Annotated in this window: 18 protein-coding genes and 1 pseudogene; 14 read left to right on the forward strand and 5 right to left on the reverse strand. The window is 58.3% G+C overall.

Annotated elements, in window-relative coordinates:
- The first annotated feature begins 51 nt into the window (after positions 1 to 51).
- Together pmbA and cybC are read left to right on the forward strand one after the other, a co-directional pair.
- Positions 52 to 1,404 carry a metalloprotease PmbA gene (pmbA, locus tag ACSPHG_RS02580; RefSeq protein ID WP_435951937.1) on the forward strand — a complete coding sequence of 451 codons (1,353 nt, stop codon included), beginning with the start codon at positions 52 to 54 and terminating at the stop codon, positions 1,402 to 1,404.
- A 182-nt stretch (positions 1,405 to 1,586) separates the two neighbouring features.
- Positions 1,587 to 1,973, forward strand: a complete 387-nt coding sequence (gene cybC / locus ACSPHG_RS02585; protein ID WP_435951939.1) for a cytochrome b562 — start codon at positions 1,587 to 1,589, stop codon at positions 1,971 to 1,973.
- A 42-nt stretch (positions 1,974 to 2,015) separates the two neighbouring features.
- On the opposite strand, the gene ACSPHG_RS02590 is transcribed toward cybC, so the two are convergent.
- Both ACSPHG_RS02590 and ACSPHG_RS02595 read right to left on the reverse strand, forming a co-directional pair.
- Positions 2,016 to 2,303, reverse strand: a complete 288-nt coding sequence (locus ACSPHG_RS02590; RefSeq protein ID WP_435951941.1) for a type II toxin-antitoxin system RelE family toxin — start codon at positions 2,301 to 2,303, stop codon at positions 2,016 to 2,018.
- A gap of 53 nt (positions 2,304 to 2,356) precedes the next feature.
- Positions 2,357 to 2,596, reverse strand: coding sequence for a type II toxin-antitoxin system RelB/DinJ family antitoxin (locus tag ACSPHG_RS02595; protein ID WP_435951943.1), 240 nt, complete (start codon positions 2,594 to 2,596; stop codon positions 2,357 to 2,359).
- A gap of 250 nt (positions 2,597 to 2,846) precedes the next feature.
- On the opposite strand from ACSPHG_RS02595, the gene mdcA reads away from it, so the two are divergent.
- From mdcA to mdcH, 8 genes are all read left to right on the forward strand, one after another.
- Positions 2,847 to 4,502: a malonate decarboxylase subunit alpha gene (mdcA, locus tag ACSPHG_RS02600; protein WP_435951944.1), complete on the forward strand. Its 1,656-nt coding sequence runs from the start codon at positions 2,847 to 2,849 to the stop codon at positions 4,500 to 4,502.
- Positions 4,502 to 5,386, forward strand: a complete 885-nt coding sequence (locus ACSPHG_RS02605; protein WP_435951945.1) for a triphosphoribosyl-dephospho-CoA synthase — start codon at positions 4,502 to 4,504, stop codon at positions 5,384 to 5,386. The genes mdcA and ACSPHG_RS02605 overlap by 1 nt, the downstream gene beginning before the upstream one ends.
- A gap of 9 nt (positions 5,387 to 5,395) precedes the next feature.
- A complete protein-coding gene (gene mdcC / locus ACSPHG_RS02610; RefSeq protein ID WP_435951946.1) occupies positions 5,396 to 5,695 on the forward strand; it encodes a malonate decarboxylase acyl carrier protein in 300 nt (99 codons plus the stop codon).
- Positions 5,688 to 6,521, forward strand: a complete 834-nt coding sequence (locus tag ACSPHG_RS02615) for a biotin-independent malonate decarboxylase subunit beta (protein WP_435951948.1) — start codon at positions 5,688 to 5,690, stop codon at positions 6,519 to 6,521. Before mdcC ends, ACSPHG_RS02615 begins: the two co-directional genes overlap by 8 nt.
- Positions 6,518 to 7,318, forward strand: coding sequence for a biotin-independent malonate decarboxylase subunit gamma (mdcE, locus tag ACSPHG_RS02620; protein ID WP_435951949.1), 801 nt, complete (start codon positions 6,518 to 6,520; stop codon positions 7,316 to 7,318). The genes ACSPHG_RS02615 and mdcE overlap by 4 nt, the downstream gene beginning before the upstream one ends.
- Before the next feature lie 215 nt (positions 7,319 to 7,533).
- Positions 7,534 to 8,493: an AEC family transporter gene (locus tag ACSPHG_RS02625; RefSeq protein ID WP_435951950.1), complete on the forward strand. Its 960-nt coding sequence runs from the start codon at positions 7,534 to 7,536 to the stop codon at positions 8,491 to 8,493.
- A gap of 3 nt (positions 8,494 to 8,496) precedes the next feature.
- Positions 8,497 to 9,114, forward strand: a complete 618-nt coding sequence (locus tag ACSPHG_RS02630) for a malonate decarboxylase holo-ACP synthase (protein ID WP_435951951.1) — start codon at positions 8,497 to 8,499, stop codon at positions 9,112 to 9,114.
- Positions 9,115 to 9,235: 121 nt separating this feature from the next.
- A complete protein-coding gene (mdcH, locus tag ACSPHG_RS02635; protein WP_435951952.1) occupies positions 9,236 to 10,144 on the forward strand; it encodes a malonate decarboxylase subunit epsilon in 909 nt (302 codons plus the stop codon).
- On the opposite strand, the gene ACSPHG_RS02640 is transcribed toward mdcH, so the two are convergent.
- From ACSPHG_RS02640 to ACSPHG_RS02650, 3 genes are read right to left on the reverse strand one after another with little or no spacing between them, the layout of a single operon-like run.
- Positions 10,128 to 11,066, reverse strand: a complete 939-nt coding sequence (locus tag ACSPHG_RS02640; protein ID WP_435951953.1) for a LysR family transcriptional regulator — start codon at positions 11,064 to 11,066, stop codon at positions 10,128 to 10,130. The two genes, mdcH and ACSPHG_RS02640, sit on opposite strands and share 17 nt — an antisense overlap.
- Positions 11,063 to 11,341, reverse strand: a complete 279-nt coding sequence (locus ACSPHG_RS02645) for a helix-turn-helix domain-containing protein (protein WP_435951954.1) — start codon at positions 11,339 to 11,341, stop codon at positions 11,063 to 11,065. Before ACSPHG_RS02645 ends, ACSPHG_RS02640 begins: the two co-directional genes overlap by 4 nt.
- Entirely contained in the window at positions 11,331 to 11,651 is a 321-nt protein-coding gene (locus tag ACSPHG_RS02650; protein WP_435951956.1) for a type II toxin-antitoxin system RelE/ParE family toxin, read from the reverse strand. Before ACSPHG_RS02650 ends, ACSPHG_RS02645 begins: the two co-directional genes overlap by 11 nt.
- Before the next feature lie 676 nt (positions 11,652 to 12,327).
- Here ACSPHG_RS02650 and ACSPHG_RS02655 point away from each other — a divergent pair.
- The 4 genes and pseudogenes from ACSPHG_RS02655 to ACSPHG_RS02670 all read left to right on the forward strand — a co-directional run bounded on the left by ACSPHG_RS02655 (position 12,328) and on the right by ACSPHG_RS02670 (position 14,142).
- Positions 12,328 to 12,663: a glycine dehydrogenase gene (locus ACSPHG_RS02655; protein ID WP_435951957.1), complete on the forward strand. Its 336-nt coding sequence runs from the start codon at positions 12,328 to 12,330 to the stop codon at positions 12,661 to 12,663.
- Positions 12,664 to 12,680: 17 nt separating this feature from the next.
- Positions 12,681 to 13,043: an SFCGS family glycine-rich protein gene (locus ACSPHG_RS02660; protein ID WP_121267746.1), complete on the forward strand. Its 363-nt coding sequence runs from the start codon at positions 12,681 to 12,683 to the stop codon at positions 13,041 to 13,043.
- A gap of 2 nt (positions 13,044 to 13,045) precedes the next feature.
- Positions 13,046 to 13,341, forward strand: a pseudogene (locus ACSPHG_RS02665) (DUF4312 family protein).
- Between the two features lie 24 nt (positions 13,342 to 13,365).
- Positions 13,366 to 14,142: a DUF4311 domain-containing protein gene (locus ACSPHG_RS02670; protein WP_435951959.1), complete on the forward strand. Its 777-nt coding sequence runs from the start codon at positions 13,366 to 13,368 to the stop codon at positions 14,140 to 14,142.
- The last annotated feature ends 8 nt before the right edge of the window (positions 14,143 to 14,150 follow it).

Here is a 14,150-nt window from a genome sequence, read left to right on the forward strand (position 1 = left end):
CACTGCGAAATTGTTCTGATCCTGTTAGACTTAATTAACTCACCTTACATTATGGCAGTCGCGATGAAAGTAAACACGCAAGTAGAGCAACAACGTAAGATCCTTGAACAGGCGGTTTCTCAGGCGCTGGAGCTGGCTTCCGCGCAATCCGATGGTGCGGAAGTCGCCGTCAGCAAAACCACGGGTATCGGCGTCAGCACCCGCTACGGTGAGGTAGAGAACGTAGAATTTAATAGCGATGGTGCGCTGGGCATCACCGTTTACAACCAGAATCGCAAGGGCAGCGCCTCCACGACGGATTTAAGCCCGGACGCCGTAGCGCGCACCGTGCAGGCCGCGCTGGATATCGCCCGCTACACCTCTCCAGACCCGTACGCGGGCGTCGCTGAAAAAGAGCTGCTGGCCTTTGAAGCCCCGGATTTAGACCTTTACCACCCGGTAGAAATGGACGCCGACCGCGCCATTGAGCTTGCGGCGCGCGCGGAAAATGCCTCGCTGAACGTCGACAAGCGCATCACCAACACCGAAGGCGGCAGCTTCAACAGCCACTACGGCATTAAAGTTTTCGGCAACAGCCACGGCATGCTGCAAAGCTACTGTTCGACGCGCCACTCCCTTTCTAGCTGCGTTATCGCCGAAGTTAACGGCGAAATGGAGCGCGATTACGCCTACACCATCGGCCGCGCCATTGAAGACCTGGAAAGCCCGGAGTGGGTGGGGGCCGAGTGCGCTCGCCGCACGCTGTCGCGCCTTTCTCCGCGCAAACTGTCCACCATGAAAGCGCCGGTTATCTTCGCCGCCGAAGTGGCGACGGGCCTGTTCGGCCACCTGGTCGGGGCCATCGCAGGCGGCGCGGTTTACCGCAAATCCACCTTCCTGCTGGACTACCTCGGCAAGCAGGTTCTGCCGGAATGGCTGACCATTGAAGAGCATCCACACCTGCTCAAGGGCCTGGCCTCCACGCCGTTCGACAGCGAAGGCGTCGTGACCACTCGTCGCGACATCATCAAAGACGGCATTCTGCAACAGTGGCTGCTGACCAACTACTCCGCGCGCAAGCTCGGCCTGAAAAGCACCGGCCACGCGGGCGGCATCCACAACTGGCGCATTGAAGGGCGCGGCCTGGACTTTGACGGCATGCTCAAAGAGATGGGCACCGGCCTGGTCGTCACCGAATTGATGGGGCAGGGCGTAAGCGGCATTACCGGGGATTACTCGCGCGGCGCGTCCGGTTTCTGGGTTGAAAACGGCGAAATTCAGTACCCGGTGAGCGAAATCACCATCGCCGGGAACTTAAAAGACATGTGGCGGGACATCGTCACAGTAGGCAGTGATATTGAGAAACGCAGTAACATTCAGTGTGGCTCAGTGCTGTTACCGGAGATGAAAATCGCCGGCCAGTAGAGCGATTACGGGCGCGTCCTGCCGCGCCTTTTCTTATTAAAAATATTACTCTAAATAATTCAAGTTGCAGGTAGGCGGCAAGTGAGCTTATCCCCAGGAGCTTACTTCAGTAAGTGACTGGGGTAAGCGAGTGCAGCCAACACCCCTGCAGCTTGAAGTATGACGAGTAAAAAGGTGATGTAATGCGTAAGCAACTGATTGCAATGTTGGCAGTATCGTCCGTGTTATTTACTGGCGCCGTGATGGCGGCAGACGTTGGCGATGATATGGATACCATCGCGGAAAACTACAAAACCGTGTTGAGCACCAAAGACGCGGCGGAGTTAAAAACCTCGCTAAACAACATGCGCACCGCGGCGTTGGACGCGCAAAAAGGCACCCCGCCGAAGCTTGAAAACGAAGCGGCAGACAGCGCAAAACTGAAGGATTATCGCCACGGCCTGGATATTCTGGTCGGCCAAATCGACGGCGCGCTGAAGCTTGCAAACGTTGGTAAAGTGAAAGAAGCGCAGGCGGCAGCCGAAGAGTTTAAAACCACGCGCAACACCTATCACAAGAAGTACCGCTAATCAGCAAGGTGCGGCGGATGGCGCAGGCTTTTTGCCGCACGACTAACGAAGTCTCTTTCCTGCATTCTGATAGGCAACGGAACGTTCGCGCTTACCCACGGCCACCACGAAAACCGTAATCGTCTCGTCTTTTACCTGATAAATCAGGCGGTAACCTGCCTGCTTAAGTTTGATTTTGTAGCAGTCGGGCAGCTCACGCAGCCTGTTGGCCTCTATTCGGGGGTTGATAACAATCTCAGCGAGCTTCTTCTTAAACTGCTCGCGAATAGTAGAGCCAAGCTTTCGCCATTCTTTAAGCGCTGCCGCATCGAAATCAAGAAAGTATTCCACCTGCAAATTCCTTTTTGTTGGCCCGTGATTCCATCCTGAATCGCGTTTAATGCTTACAGATCGTCAAGCGTAACCCTGACCGGCTGAGGATTCTTTAACCGTTCCCGAACGATCTCGACTAGCCGCGCGTCTTCGTCGCTGACAAGAATCTGCTTAAAAGGAAGGCGCTCATTATCAGCAACATATTCAAGCGTCTGGCGCAGCAGCTCAGAAGGCGTGATGCCCAATTTTTCAAGGGCTGCGAATGAGCGCGCTTTAAGATCTTCATCAATGCGAATGTTGAGGTTGCCCATAAAACCACCGTTTTGTCATTGCGTTTGTCATTACATAATGGTGCATTTGATAGCCATATTCAACCGCATTTACGCCGCTAGCCCACAATCCCCCAAACCGCATTCCACGCCGATCGCAAAACTGAATATCCATCATTACTCTAAGGCTAATGATTAGTCCCTGACCTTAATTGATACCCGAAATAGCCAGGCGCACAATTTAACCAGACTAAAGCAAATCAAAATGATGAGCTGAATCAGGAGGTTAATTATGTTGTCTGGGCAAACCCCAGCACGTGTCTGGAACACGCGCCGCACCGAGAAACAGCGGCGTATGGCGTCCACCAACGTGCAGGGCAAGGTGCTTCCAACCGAAGGCCTTGTCGATATGCTGGAAAAGCTGATCGCTCCTGGCGACCGCGTGGTGCTTGAAGGGAACAACCAAAAGCAGGCGGACTTTCTCTCCCGCATGCTGGCGGAAGTCAGCCCGTCTAAGGTTCATGACCTGCATATGATCATGCCGAGCGTGGGCCGTAGCGAACACCTTGATATTTTTGAAAAAGGTATCGCCCGCAAGCTCGATTTTTCTTTCTCCGGCACCCAGAGCCTGCGCATTTCGCAGCTGCTTGAAGACGGTCAGCTCGAGATTGGCGCTATTCACACCTACATTGAACTCTACTCCCGTCTGTACGTTGACCTCGCCCCGAACGTGGCGCTGATTGCCGGTTTTAAAGCCGACCGCAAGGGCAATCTTTATACCGGCGCGAGCACCGAAGACACCCCGGCGCTGGTCGAAGCCGCCGCCTTCCACGACGGCATTGTAATCGCCCAGGTTAACGAACTGGTGGATGACGAATGCGACCTGCCGCGCGTGGATATCCCCGGCTCGTGGGTAGATTACGTGGTGGTGGCCGACAAGCCGTTCTTTATTGAACCGCTGTTCACCCGCGACCCGCGCCTGATCAAACAGGAACACATCCTGATGGCGATGATGGCGATCAAAGGCATCTACGCCGAGCATCAGGTGCAGTCGCTCAACCACGGCATCGGCTTTAATACCGCCGCCATCGAACTGCTGCTGCCGACCTACGGCGAACAGCTCGGCCTGAAGGGCAAAATCTGTAAACACTGGACGCTCAACCCGCACCCGACGCTGATCCCCGCCATCGAAAGCGGCTGGGTTGAAAGCGTGCACTGCTTCGGCGGCGAGCTGGGGATGGAAGAGTACATCCGCGCGCGTCCGGACGTGTTCTTTACCGGTGCCGACGGCTCGATGCGCTCCAACCGCGCGTTCTGCCAGCTGGCGGGCCAGTACGCGGTGGACATGTTCATCGGCTCTACGCTGCAGGTTGACGGCTACGCGAACTCCTCAACGGTGACCCGCGGTCGTCTTTCCGGCTTCGGCGGTGCGCCAAATATGGGACACGACCCGCACGGTCGTCGTCACGCAACGCCTGCCTGGCTTGCCATGCAGAACGAACCGGACCTGATGCAGCGCGGCCGCAAGCTGGTGGTGCAGATGGTCGAAACCTTCCAGGCGGGCGTGAAGCCGACGTTTGTCGAAAAACTCGACGCGGTTGACGTTGCGAAAACCTCCGGTATGCCGCTGGCTCCGGTGATGATTTACGGCGACGACGTCACCCACGTGCTGACCGAAGAAGGTATCGCGTACCTCTATCGCGCCGAAAGCCTTGAGGAACGTCGTGCGATGGTCGCCTCCGTGGCCGGGATCACCGACATCGGCCTGGGCGTGGACGCGAAACGCGTGGCCCAGCTTCGCCAAAGCGGCAAGGTCGTCTTCCCGGAAGATATGGGCATTCGCCGCAGCGACGCGACGCGTTCCCTGCTGGCCGCCAGCAGCGTCGCCGACCTCGTCGAATGGTCCGGCGGACTTTACAACCCACCTGCGAAATTCCGGAGCTGGTAATGAAATTACAGCCACAGACGGGGGCTGAGGGCGGCGCGCATTGGCTTGCACGGGTTGCCACCCACAGCCTGATTGAAGAAGCACGCCTAAGCCCGAAACCCGGTCTTGTGGACAGCCGGGGAAACGGCGCACACCGCGACCTGACGCTAGCCCTGATGGAGCGTTCCGCGCGCAGCCTCTCCCCGACGTTTCATGCTCTGGCATTGCAAAGCTGGAGGCGTCCGGCGGATATCGCCCTGCGCCAGCTCGTGGGCCGCTTAGGCCGCGAAGGCGAAACGCAGATGATGGACGCCACGGGCGGAGTGAACACTCACCGGGGCGCTATCTGGGCGCTGGGCCTGCTGGTTTCTGCCGCCGCCATGTGCGGCATGCAGGGCAGTAGCGAAGAGATTGCGGCAAATGCCGCGCTTCTCGCCAGCCTGCCCGACAGCTCTGCACCAAAGGTTTTCAGTAAGGGGCTTCGCGCCACAAGGCGCTATCGCGTACCCGGCGCTCGCGAAGAGGCGCAGCAGGGCTTCCCGCACGTCATGAATCTGGCGCTGCCGCAGCTCCGCCGCAGCCGCGAGCACGGCGCAACGGAGCAGCAGGCGCGGCTGGATGCGCTGATGGCGATTATGACCTCGCTCAGCGACACCTGCGTGCTGTCTCGCGCCGGACTGGAAGGGCTTGAAGCGATGCAAAACGGCGCGCGCAGCGTGCTGGTTGCCGGCGGCACCGCTCGCGCGGAAGGCCGTGCGGCGCTGGCTCAGCTCGATAAGCACATGCTTGCGCTGAACGCCTCGCCGGGCGGAGCGGCAGACCTGCTTGCCGCCACGCTGCTGCTCGACCGCATCGCCTGCGATGACGCTCGCGTCGCCCCATTACCGCAACATTCACACTTTTAAGAGGGTGTTATGGAACACATTACATTGTCATTTCCGGCAACCCGTACCGTCAGCGGCAAAGCGCTGGCAGGCGTGGTTGGCTCCGGCGATATGGAAGTGCTGTTTACCGCAGCCCAGGGTGAAACCCTGTCCGTCGATATCACCACTTCGGTGGATAACAGCGAGCAGCGCTGGCAGGCGCTGTTTAACCGCCTCGCCACGCTCGGCAGCCTGCCCGCCGGGCAGATGAAAATCCACGATTTTGGCGCGACGCCGGGCGTTGCCCGTATCCGTATCGAACAGGTATTTGAAGAGGTGAGCCATGCGTGATGACCGCAGTTTTATCGAACTCAAAGCGCGTGAACGCGCCCGCTGGCTGCTGGACGACGGCAGCTACCGCGAACTGCTCGACCCGTTCGAAGGCATCGTTTCCCCGTGGCTGGAAGCGCAGGGCATCGTGGTGCAGTCGGACGACGGCATGGTGGTCGCCAAAGGCACGATTAACGGCCAGCCTGCGGTAGTGATTGCTATCGAAGGCTCCTTCCAGGGCGGCAGCATGGGCGAGGTGTCCGGCGCGAAAATGGCGGCGGCCCTTGAGCTGGCGGCAGAAGACAACCGCAACGGCATTCCGACTCAGGCCGTGCTGTGCCTCGAAACCGGCGGCGTGCGCCTGCAGGAAGCGAACCTGGGCCTTGCGGCAATTGCTGATATTCATGCGGCGATCGTTGACCTGCGCCGCTACACCCCGGTCGTGGGCGTGGTTGCCGGTACGGTCGGCTGCTTCGGCGGGATGTCCATTGCCGCCGCGCTGTGCAGCTATCTGATCGTCACCCGCGAAGCGCGCCTCGGCCTGAACGGCCCGCAGGTTATCGAGCAGGAAGCCGGGATCGACGAATACGATTCCCGCGACCGTCCGTTTATCTGGAGCATGACCGGCGGCGAAGTTCGCTACCAAAGCGGCCTGGTTGACGCGCTGGTCGGCGACGGCGTGAACGCGGTAAAAGACGCCGTGAACGAAGCCATCGCCAGGGGCGTTCCGGCAAAACACCGCACCGATAACTACGCCTGGTATCTGGATCGCCTGACCCACTTCGACACCACTAAACAGGCCGATGCCGAACAGATTAAACAGCTTTTTGGGGAGAATCGCTCATGAGCCAGAAACTGAATCGTGCCGCCGTCTGGCTGGACAAACTGACCGCCAGCGCGCCGCGCATGGCCGATTTGTGCGCCTCCGTGCAGGTTGCGGACGGCACCGTTGACGGAAAAGCCGCGCGTTTTATCGCGGTCGTTCCGGATGAAAACAACCATTACCCGCGCGCCGCAGGCGGCGAGGTCGGGCTGCTTGAAGGCTGGACGCTGGCAAAAGTGGTTAGCGAAACCATCGCGGAAGATGCCGATAAAGCGGAGAAACGCGCCATCGTGGCGGTGATCGACGTGCCGAGCCAGGCCTACGGCCGCCGCGAAGAGGCATTCGGCATTCACCAGGCGCTGGCCGGTGCGGCAGGCGCTTACGCCAACGCGCGTCTGGCGGGGCATCCGGTCGTCGGGCTTATCGTCGGCAAGGCGATGTCCGGGGCGTTTTTGGCCCACGGCTACCAGGCCAACCGGCTGGTCGCATTCAACGATTCCGGCGTAATGATCCACGCGATGGGTAAAGAGTCCGCCGCCCGCATCACGCTGCGTACCGTCGAAGCGCTGGAAAAACTGGCCGCGACCATTCCGCCGATGGCCTACGACATCAGCAACTACGAAACCCTGGGGCTGCTGTCCGCGCTGCTGGATATCGCTAATCCCGAAGCGCCGCAGGACGACGATCTGGACAAAGTGAACGCCGCCCTTGTTATCGCCGTGCGGGAAGCACGCACCGATAACACCCTGAAAAACCGGCTGAACGCGAAGAATCGCCATAGCTCAGCCCTTGTTCGTGAACGTATGCGCGCCAGCTGGTAATAAAAAGACAGACCTGCCAGACGAAATATAAGGGCGTCGGCATGTGGGATTTGTAGGGGGGATAAGCGTTAGCGCCATCCACCGTTCAAACTCGGCGGGTGGCACGTTGTTTACCCGCCCTACAAATTTCGCAGTTGAACGCCCAAAACAACACTCGTCTGAAAATAATAATCATCGCACCGGTGCTGGCTCTCTTTTTTAACTAAGGTGAAGTTATGACTTACGTGATTGTTCATGCTCTTGCGCCCATTTTTGTCATCATGCTGCTGGGCTTTTTCGCCGGTAAGGCGAAGATGGTTGATAACAAAAATGTCTCTCTGCTCAATATCTTCGTGATGGATTTTGCTCTGCCCGCCGCGCTGTTTAGCGCCACCGTGCAGACGCCGTGGGCGGGTATCGTCAAACAGTCGCCGCTGATCGTGGTGCTGGTGCTGGCGATGTGGATTACCTACGCCGCCATTTACTTCCTTGCGACCAAAGTCTTTAAAAAATCACCGCAGGACGCGGCCGTGCTGACGCTGACCGTTGCGCTTCCGAACTACGCCGCGCTTGGCCTGCCGATCCTGGGCAGCGTGCTGGGCGAAGGTTCCGCCACCTCGCTTTCCGTGGCGGTATCCATCGCCTGCGGCTCCGTGCTGATGACGCCGTTCTGCCTGCTGATTCTGGAACGTGAAAAAGCGCGTGCGGCTGGCGAAGCTACGGGTTCAACGCTTGCGATGCTGCCGGTGCTAATGTGGCGTTCGGTGAAAAAACCTATCGTCTGGGGGCCGCTGCTCGGCGTGGTGCTGTCCGCGATCGGCATTCGTATGCCGGATCTGCTGCTCGCCGCCATTAAGCCGCTGGGCCTGTCCGCGACCGCCGCCGCGCTGTTCCTGACCGGGGTTATCCTTTCTGCCCGCAAACTGCAAATCAACACGATGGTCTGCACCGCGACCATCACCAAGCTGCTGATCCAGCCGTTTATCGCCTGGGGCATCGTGCTGGCGCTTGGCCTGAGCGGCCCGGTGGCGATCACCGCTATCCTGATGATCGCGCTGGCGGCGGGGTTCTTCGGCGTGGTGTTCGGCAACCGCTTCGGCGTGCAGTCGCCGGATGCCGAAGCCGTGTTGCTGCTTAGCTCCGTGCTCTCTATCCTGTCGTTACCGCTGTTTATCTCTTTGACTTCAGGACTCTAAACCATGAACACATCGCGCCCGCATGACCTGCTCTGGCTTAATGACCGCAATGCGCTGGAAGGCGTGAGCGAAGAGTGGGTGGCAAGCCAGTGGCGGCCCGCGCTGCCGGTGGTAGTGCGGCGCGATGTGCATCATGATGGGCGCATTCCGGTAGGCGTTCGCGGTATGCGCCGCGACCAGCGGGCTGCCGGATGGGCCAACGCCGGGGGCGTTAAGCGCATTCTCAGCCCCGAAGCCCTGGCTTCCCGCGAGGTGCTGGTCAACTCTCCGTTTGTTTCTATGCCGCCGGTTCAGGGGGCAATCCAGCTCGCGCTGCGCGAATGGCCGTGGGTCTGGGGCATTACCGGAAGCGTGGGCTATGCGCTGGCGACCGAAGTGCCGGTGCTGCACGCGGACAGCGATCTCGACCTGCTGATCCGCTGCCCGCAGCCCGTCGCACCCGACGTGCTGGCGCAGTGGCAGCAGGTCATTAGCCAGCTGCTCTGCCGCGCCGATACGCAAATCGAAACGCCAAACGGTGCGTTTGCGCTGGCCGAATGGCTGCGGGACGGTCGCGTGCTGTTGAAAACCAGCGGTGGCCCGTGCCTGGTCACCGATCCGTGGATGTCAGGAACGCAGTAAGGCTCTTCTTTTGTAGGGTGGACAAGCGCGAGCGTCATCCACCGTTTACGCCAGATCTGGCGGGTGACGCATTGCTTACCCGCCCTACAGTATCTATTCGACGAATATTGTTGGTAATCCTATGAAAATTCTCTTTACCTTTCCTGGGCAGGGAACGCAGCGTGCAGGCATGTTGCAGAAGTTACCGCAAGATAGCGACGTAATGGCACGCGTTCGCACCGTTCTGGGTGATGAAGCAGGCTCGCTTGATTCTCCCGAAGCGTTAAAACACACCCGCGCGGTTCAGCTTTGCCTGCTCATCGCAGGCGTTGCCTGGGCGCAGGAGCTGGAACGCAGCGGCGTGCAGCCTGACATGGTTTGCGGCCTGTCTATCGGCGCGTTTCCGGCGGCGGTAGCGGCGGGCGTGCTGGGCTTTGAGGACGCGCTGCGGCTGGTTGCCCTGCGCGGCGACCTGATGGAACAGGCGTACCCTCAGGGTTACGGGCTCACCGCCATCATGGGATTGCAGCTCGCGGAGGTTGAGGCGCTGGTGGAAGGCTCGGGAACCTACATCGCCAATATTAACGCCGAGCAGCAGATCGTGATTGCCGGGCGCGATGAGGATATGGCGAAGGTCGCGGAACGGGCGCGGGCTGCGGGCGCGCAGAAAGCCAGGCGGCTGGCGGTCAGCGTGCCTTCGCACTGCGAGCTGCTTCGCGAACCGGCGCAAAAATTAAAGCAGGCCTTTGACGGCGTAACGCTGCATCGCCCGCGCTGCACCTACCTCAGCGGCAGCACCGCCCGCGTGCTGTGGCAGCCGGAGCACATCGCCGAAGATCTGGCGCTCAACATGTCGCGCACCGTGCGCTGGCGCGACGCGATGGTTGCCGCCAACGAGCGCGACGTGCGGCTGGCTATCGAAATGCCGCCCGGCAGCGTGCTTTCAGGGTTGACCCGACAGGCCTTCCGCGAGGGCATTACCGTATGCCGCGAGCAGAACAGCGTAGCGCTTATCCAGCGTCTGGCCGAACGTACTAAAGCGGCGCGTTAGGCGTATCGGTAAACGAGCGGGCGTACATGCGCCCCTCGGCCGCCAGCGCCAGCAGGTTCGGGTCCAGCTCGCGGTTACGGGCGAAGACAATCGCAATCTGCTGCTTCATCTGATACGGCTCGGCAAGCTCGCAAAGCTGTATGGAATTCTCATACACCTTCTTCATGCGCCCCGGCATTAACGACAGCCCCACGCCCGCCTGCACCAGGCTCAGCATCGAAAAGATATCGTTCACCCGCGTCACAATCTCTGGCTCAAAGCCCGCAATATGAAACGCCTCCTGGAAGCCGTTATAGGTGGCGAAGCCTTCGGCCAGTGAGACAAATTTTTGGCTGTGGAAATCACGAAGATCGGCGAGTTTGCCGGTATCGAGCGGGAAAGAGGTGGGTGCGGCGAGGAAAATGTTGTCCTGGAACAGCGGCAGCACCTCAAGGCTGGTGCGGTCAATCTCACTCTCGGAAACCGAAATCAGAATCGCATCCAGCACGCCGTCTTCAAGCATATTCAACAGCAGCTGGTTAGAGCCCATGGTGAGATCCATTTCCAGCTCCGGGCGGCGCAGCTTCATGCCCATTATCAGGCGCGGCACGGTTTCAAGCGTCAGCGAATAGAGCGTGCCGATGCGCAAACGCCCCTGCCCAACGCCCGCGGCCTGGCGGGTTTCCTCAATGCCGCGCTCCATCAGGGCCACCGCTTCTTTGCTGTGTTCCAGCAGCGTATGCGCCGACGGCAGCGGCACCAGGTTGCGGCCCTTGTGGATAAACAGCGGGCAGCGCACGCCTTCCTCAAGCGTATGCAGCGCGCGATGCACGCTCACACCGCTGATGCCCAGCGCCTCGGCGGTGCGGGCAATGTTTCCCTTCTCCATAAACGCCATAAAGATTTCGAGCTTGCGGAAGGTGATTTCTGCGTCGATTTTCATATTTGCTGTAGCTTGAAGTTTACGCCGCAGGCGCGAGCGTAGCGTAGCAGGGTTTCGTAGCTCATTTTCGTGGCATTCTTTTCCATCCGAGATACGGTGGGCGGTTTAACTCCCATTCTTTCAGCAACTTGTGCAGAGGTAAGTCCCGCCTCAACTCTCCAGCTTTGTAACGTTTCCTGTAATCTTTCAAGCGCTTCTTCTGCTTCATAGGCAGCGCGGTACTCGGGATCTTGCAGGGATTCGTTGTGAATCTGATCGAGCGTTTTATATTTCATTTTTCATTTCCTCCAACCTTCGGAAGGCCAGTTCTATTTCGCCATACGGGGTTTTTTGAGACTTTTTAATGAAAATGCGCAGCAGAAAAATGCGCTCACCAGTCTGATATACCCAGAGGCCGCGGGCTATGCCTGTCCCCATGGTACGGATTTCAAATAAGCCTTCGCCCAAAGGTTTGGTATCGGGCTCCCGCAGCAGGCGGGGATTAATTTCCAGCTTCTTAAGGAGTCGAGTCATTTTAGCCCGAGCTGAAGCAGGTAACGCGAGCAGTTCCGTTTCGGCTTCATTGTGAAAAATCACAGTGAACATAACGTTCCTCCATGAACGATAAATTAGCTCATAAGCTATGTTAGCTCAAGAGCTAATATTGGTGTATTTCTTCCAGGCATCATTGCCATGGCATTGATAAGCTGCCGCCGGTTTTTGATTTGATTGAGAATATTTTCGGTTTAGTAGAGTAAATACCAGGTCATGATTTTATGAATTCCCCCTTAATTCTCTATGACCATCGCTTCTTTCTTCGCGAGACCTCGCAAGAAATATTCAGAGTGTAGTGCGGGTAAGCGAAGCGCCACCCGCCAGAGTTTCTCAAAGAACGGGCTTTCTCATCGGCGTGGGGTTTGTAAGGCGTATTCCAGTTCGTAAAATCATGTCGCTAAAAAGGCTTAAAGCTGGAAAATCACCTTTTTTCGTGCGACAGCGTGGCCTTAAGTTCACCCAACATAAGCCTTTCCGATACCTGCCGTTAAAACCCGTCCCGCGTCACATTTCTGCGCAAAAACTATCACTGCCGAATATGTATTTCGCCTGTTAATCCCGTGAGCTTAATCACTTAAATCCAGCATAAAACCGCTAATCGCCGCGAATATGCGGCACAGATCACTCATGCCGCGCCGATTTCCACTTCGAAGTGGAAAACAACTCGCTACAAACTGATAACCCCGGTGGATACCTTAACGCTATATCGAAAAACGAGGTACGCAGTGTGAATAACGGAGCGGTAAAGGTTAATGAAGCCGGGAGTGCCGGGGCCGCGCAGCTGGCGGACAGGGTGCTGGTGTTTATTCATCAGCTGCTGGAATCCAGAAACATCACCCCGAACGCGGTGCAGGAGCAGATGCTCACCTCCCACGTCCGCGCCATGGCCCATCGGTCGTTGAGCGGCGAGCCGCTGCCGGAAGTGGAAGAGAGCCTGTTTGAGGAAATCTCGGCCGACTCGCTTGCCATGGCGCAGGCGGTGGTGGAGCAGTTTGGCAACCTGCCGGTGGAAGAGGCGTGGCTGCTGTCGGTGCATTTCGAAGTCGCGAAAGACAATCTTTGAACAATCAGGAGACGCAAATGGAACAAATTACCGTAGTCATTGGTGACCGTCTGGGTAAAGGACAGAAGGTTGCGGCAGGGATCGAAAAAGCGGGTGGTCGCGCGGTGGTCATACCTGGCGTCGCCGCCGACATGAAGCTCGGCGACGTGATGAAAGCTGAAAACGCCGCCTTCGGGATTTCCTTCTGCGGCAGCGGCGGGGCGGGGGCCATCACCGCGCAAACCAAACACGGCTACAAAGCCAAATACGGCATGCGTTCCGTGGACGAGGGCGTAACGGCCATCAACGAGGGCAACAACGTTTTAGGCTTCGGCTTTATGGATAAAGAAGAGCTGGGCGAGCGCCTGGTGCAGGCCTGGAACAAGAAGTACGGCAGCTGAGTATGAAAGAACACTTCTCCGACAGGGTGCGAGTGAGCGGGCGCGGCGATAGCAAAGCCAAAGCCTTTGCCGATGCCCTGAGCCACGTTCAGGGCGCGGTGCTCAAGACGTCGCCCACATATTACTGCGTATTGAGCCACAGGATGTGCAGGTTGTTCAGGCGCGGGTGCAGGTGAAGAAAGAAGCCTTTTTGCTCTTCTTTCTGAAGCGCGAACGACGGACGTTTAGCGTCGAGCTGGACGTCACCGTCAACGTAACAGCGATAAATCTCGATAAGGTAGATTTCGCCACGACCTAAAAATCACACAGAAAGGACAGACAGATGTTCTTAATAATACTAATAAAATCACTCATCATCGGGGGGCTCGTCGGCGTAGGTGTTGGCGCTGGGGCAGCACGCATGTTCCACGCGCCAACCTCGCAGGGGATGGGCGCATTTCGTACTCTGGGCGAGCTAAATTCCTGCGAAGGGGATCCGGCATCGCATTTCTCTTTTGGTCTGGGCTTCTTCTTCAACGCCTGGGCTTCCTCCGTTGCGGCGGGCGCTTTCACCCAGGACGTTGACCACCGCATCATCCCCAACTGGGGGGCCGCCGCGCTGATGGTGAAAAACCGCAACGTGGCCGAAACCCTGCACGATCCGAAGAAAATGGCTATCGCCTGCGGCCTTATCGGCATGGTGGTGGTGGCATTCCTCAACAGCACCGCTTCCGCCGTACCCGCCGCTTTGCAGGTCACCGCCGTTAAGGTGCTGGTGCCTGCGGCTAACCTGCTGGTGAACACCGTGATGCCGGTCATCTTTTGGCTTGCAGCCATCGACGCCGGTAAGAAATCCGGCTTCTGGGCGACGATTTTTGGCGGCTGCGCGCAGCTGATTATGGGTAACGCCGTGCCGGGCCTGGTGTTGGGCATCCTGATCGGTAAAGGCGTGGAGGAGAGCGGCTGGAACCGCGTCACTAAGGTGATGATGACCGCGATTGTCGCGCTGTTCGTGCTGAGCGCCTTCTTCCGCGGCTTCGACATGAAGATGATCGAATCCTTCCATCTGACCGTGCCGAACTGGCTGGACATGATCCATAACTCGATGAGCGGAAAATAAGGGAGCCT

The organism is Dryocola baronae (genome assembly GCF_051297175.1).
Lineage (GTDB): Bacteria > Pseudomonadota > Gammaproteobacteria > Enterobacterales > Enterobacteriaceae > Dryocola.

What these genes read in the sequence shown, in the direction of transcription:
- ACSPHG_RS02605 (WP_435951945.1), top strand. Translation starts at nt 4,502, where the DNA reads ATGAAATTACAGCCACAGACGGGGGCTGAGGGCGGCGCGCATTGGCTT.
- ACSPHG_RS02625 (WP_435951950.1), top strand. Translation starts at nt 7,534, where the DNA reads ATGACTTACGTGATTGTTCATGCTCTTGCGCCCATTTTTGTCATCATG.
- mdcH (WP_435951952.1), top strand. Translation starts at nt 9,236, where the DNA reads ATGAAAATTCTCTTTACCTTTCCTGGGCAGGGAACGCAGCGTGCAGGC.
- ACSPHG_RS02615 (WP_435951948.1), top strand. Translation starts at nt 5,688, where the DNA reads ATGCGTGATGACCGCAGTTTTATCGAACTCAAAGCGCGTGAACGCGCC.
- ACSPHG_RS02645 (WP_435951954.1), bottom strand. Translation starts at nt 11,341, where the DNA reads ATGAAATATAAAACGCTCGATCAGATTCACAACGAATCCCTGCAAGAT.
- ACSPHG_RS02670 (WP_435951959.1), top strand. Translation starts at nt 13,366, where the DNA reads ATGTTCTTAATAATACTAATAAAATCACTCATCATCGGGGGGCTCGTC.
- cybC (WP_435951939.1), top strand. Translation starts at nt 1,587, where the DNA reads ATGCGTAAGCAACTGATTGCAATGTTGGCAGTATCGTCCGTGTTATTT.
- ACSPHG_RS02630 (WP_435951951.1), top strand. Translation starts at nt 8,497, where the DNA reads ATGAACACATCGCGCCCGCATGACCTGCTCTGGCTTAATGACCGCAAT.
- ACSPHG_RS02595 (WP_435951943.1), bottom strand. Translation starts at nt 2,596, where the DNA reads ATGGGCAACCTCAACATTCGCATTGATGAAGATCTTAAAGCGCGCTCA.
- mdcE (WP_435951949.1), top strand. Translation starts at nt 6,518, where the DNA reads ATGAGCCAGAAACTGAATCGTGCCGCCGTCTGGCTGGACAAACTGACC.
- mdcA (WP_435951944.1), top strand. Translation starts at nt 2,847, where the DNA reads ATGTTGTCTGGGCAAACCCCAGCACGTGTCTGGAACACGCGCCGCACC.
- ACSPHG_RS02660 (WP_121267746.1), top strand. Translation starts at nt 12,681, where the DNA reads ATGGAACAAATTACCGTAGTCATTGGTGACCGTCTGGGTAAAGGACAG.
- mdcC (WP_435951946.1), top strand. Translation starts at nt 5,396, where the DNA reads ATGGAACACATTACATTGTCATTTCCGGCAACCCGTACCGTCAGCGGC.
- ACSPHG_RS02650 (WP_435951956.1), bottom strand. Translation starts at nt 11,651, where the DNA reads ATGTTCACTGTGATTTTTCACAATGAAGCCGAAACGGAACTGCTCGCG.
- pmbA (WP_435951937.1), top strand. Translation starts at nt 52, where the DNA reads ATGGCAGTCGCGATGAAAGTAAACACGCAAGTAGAGCAACAACGTAAG.
- ACSPHG_RS02640 (WP_435951953.1), bottom strand. Translation starts at nt 11,066, where the DNA reads ATGAAAATCGACGCAGAAATCACCTTCCGCAAGCTCGAAATCTTTATG.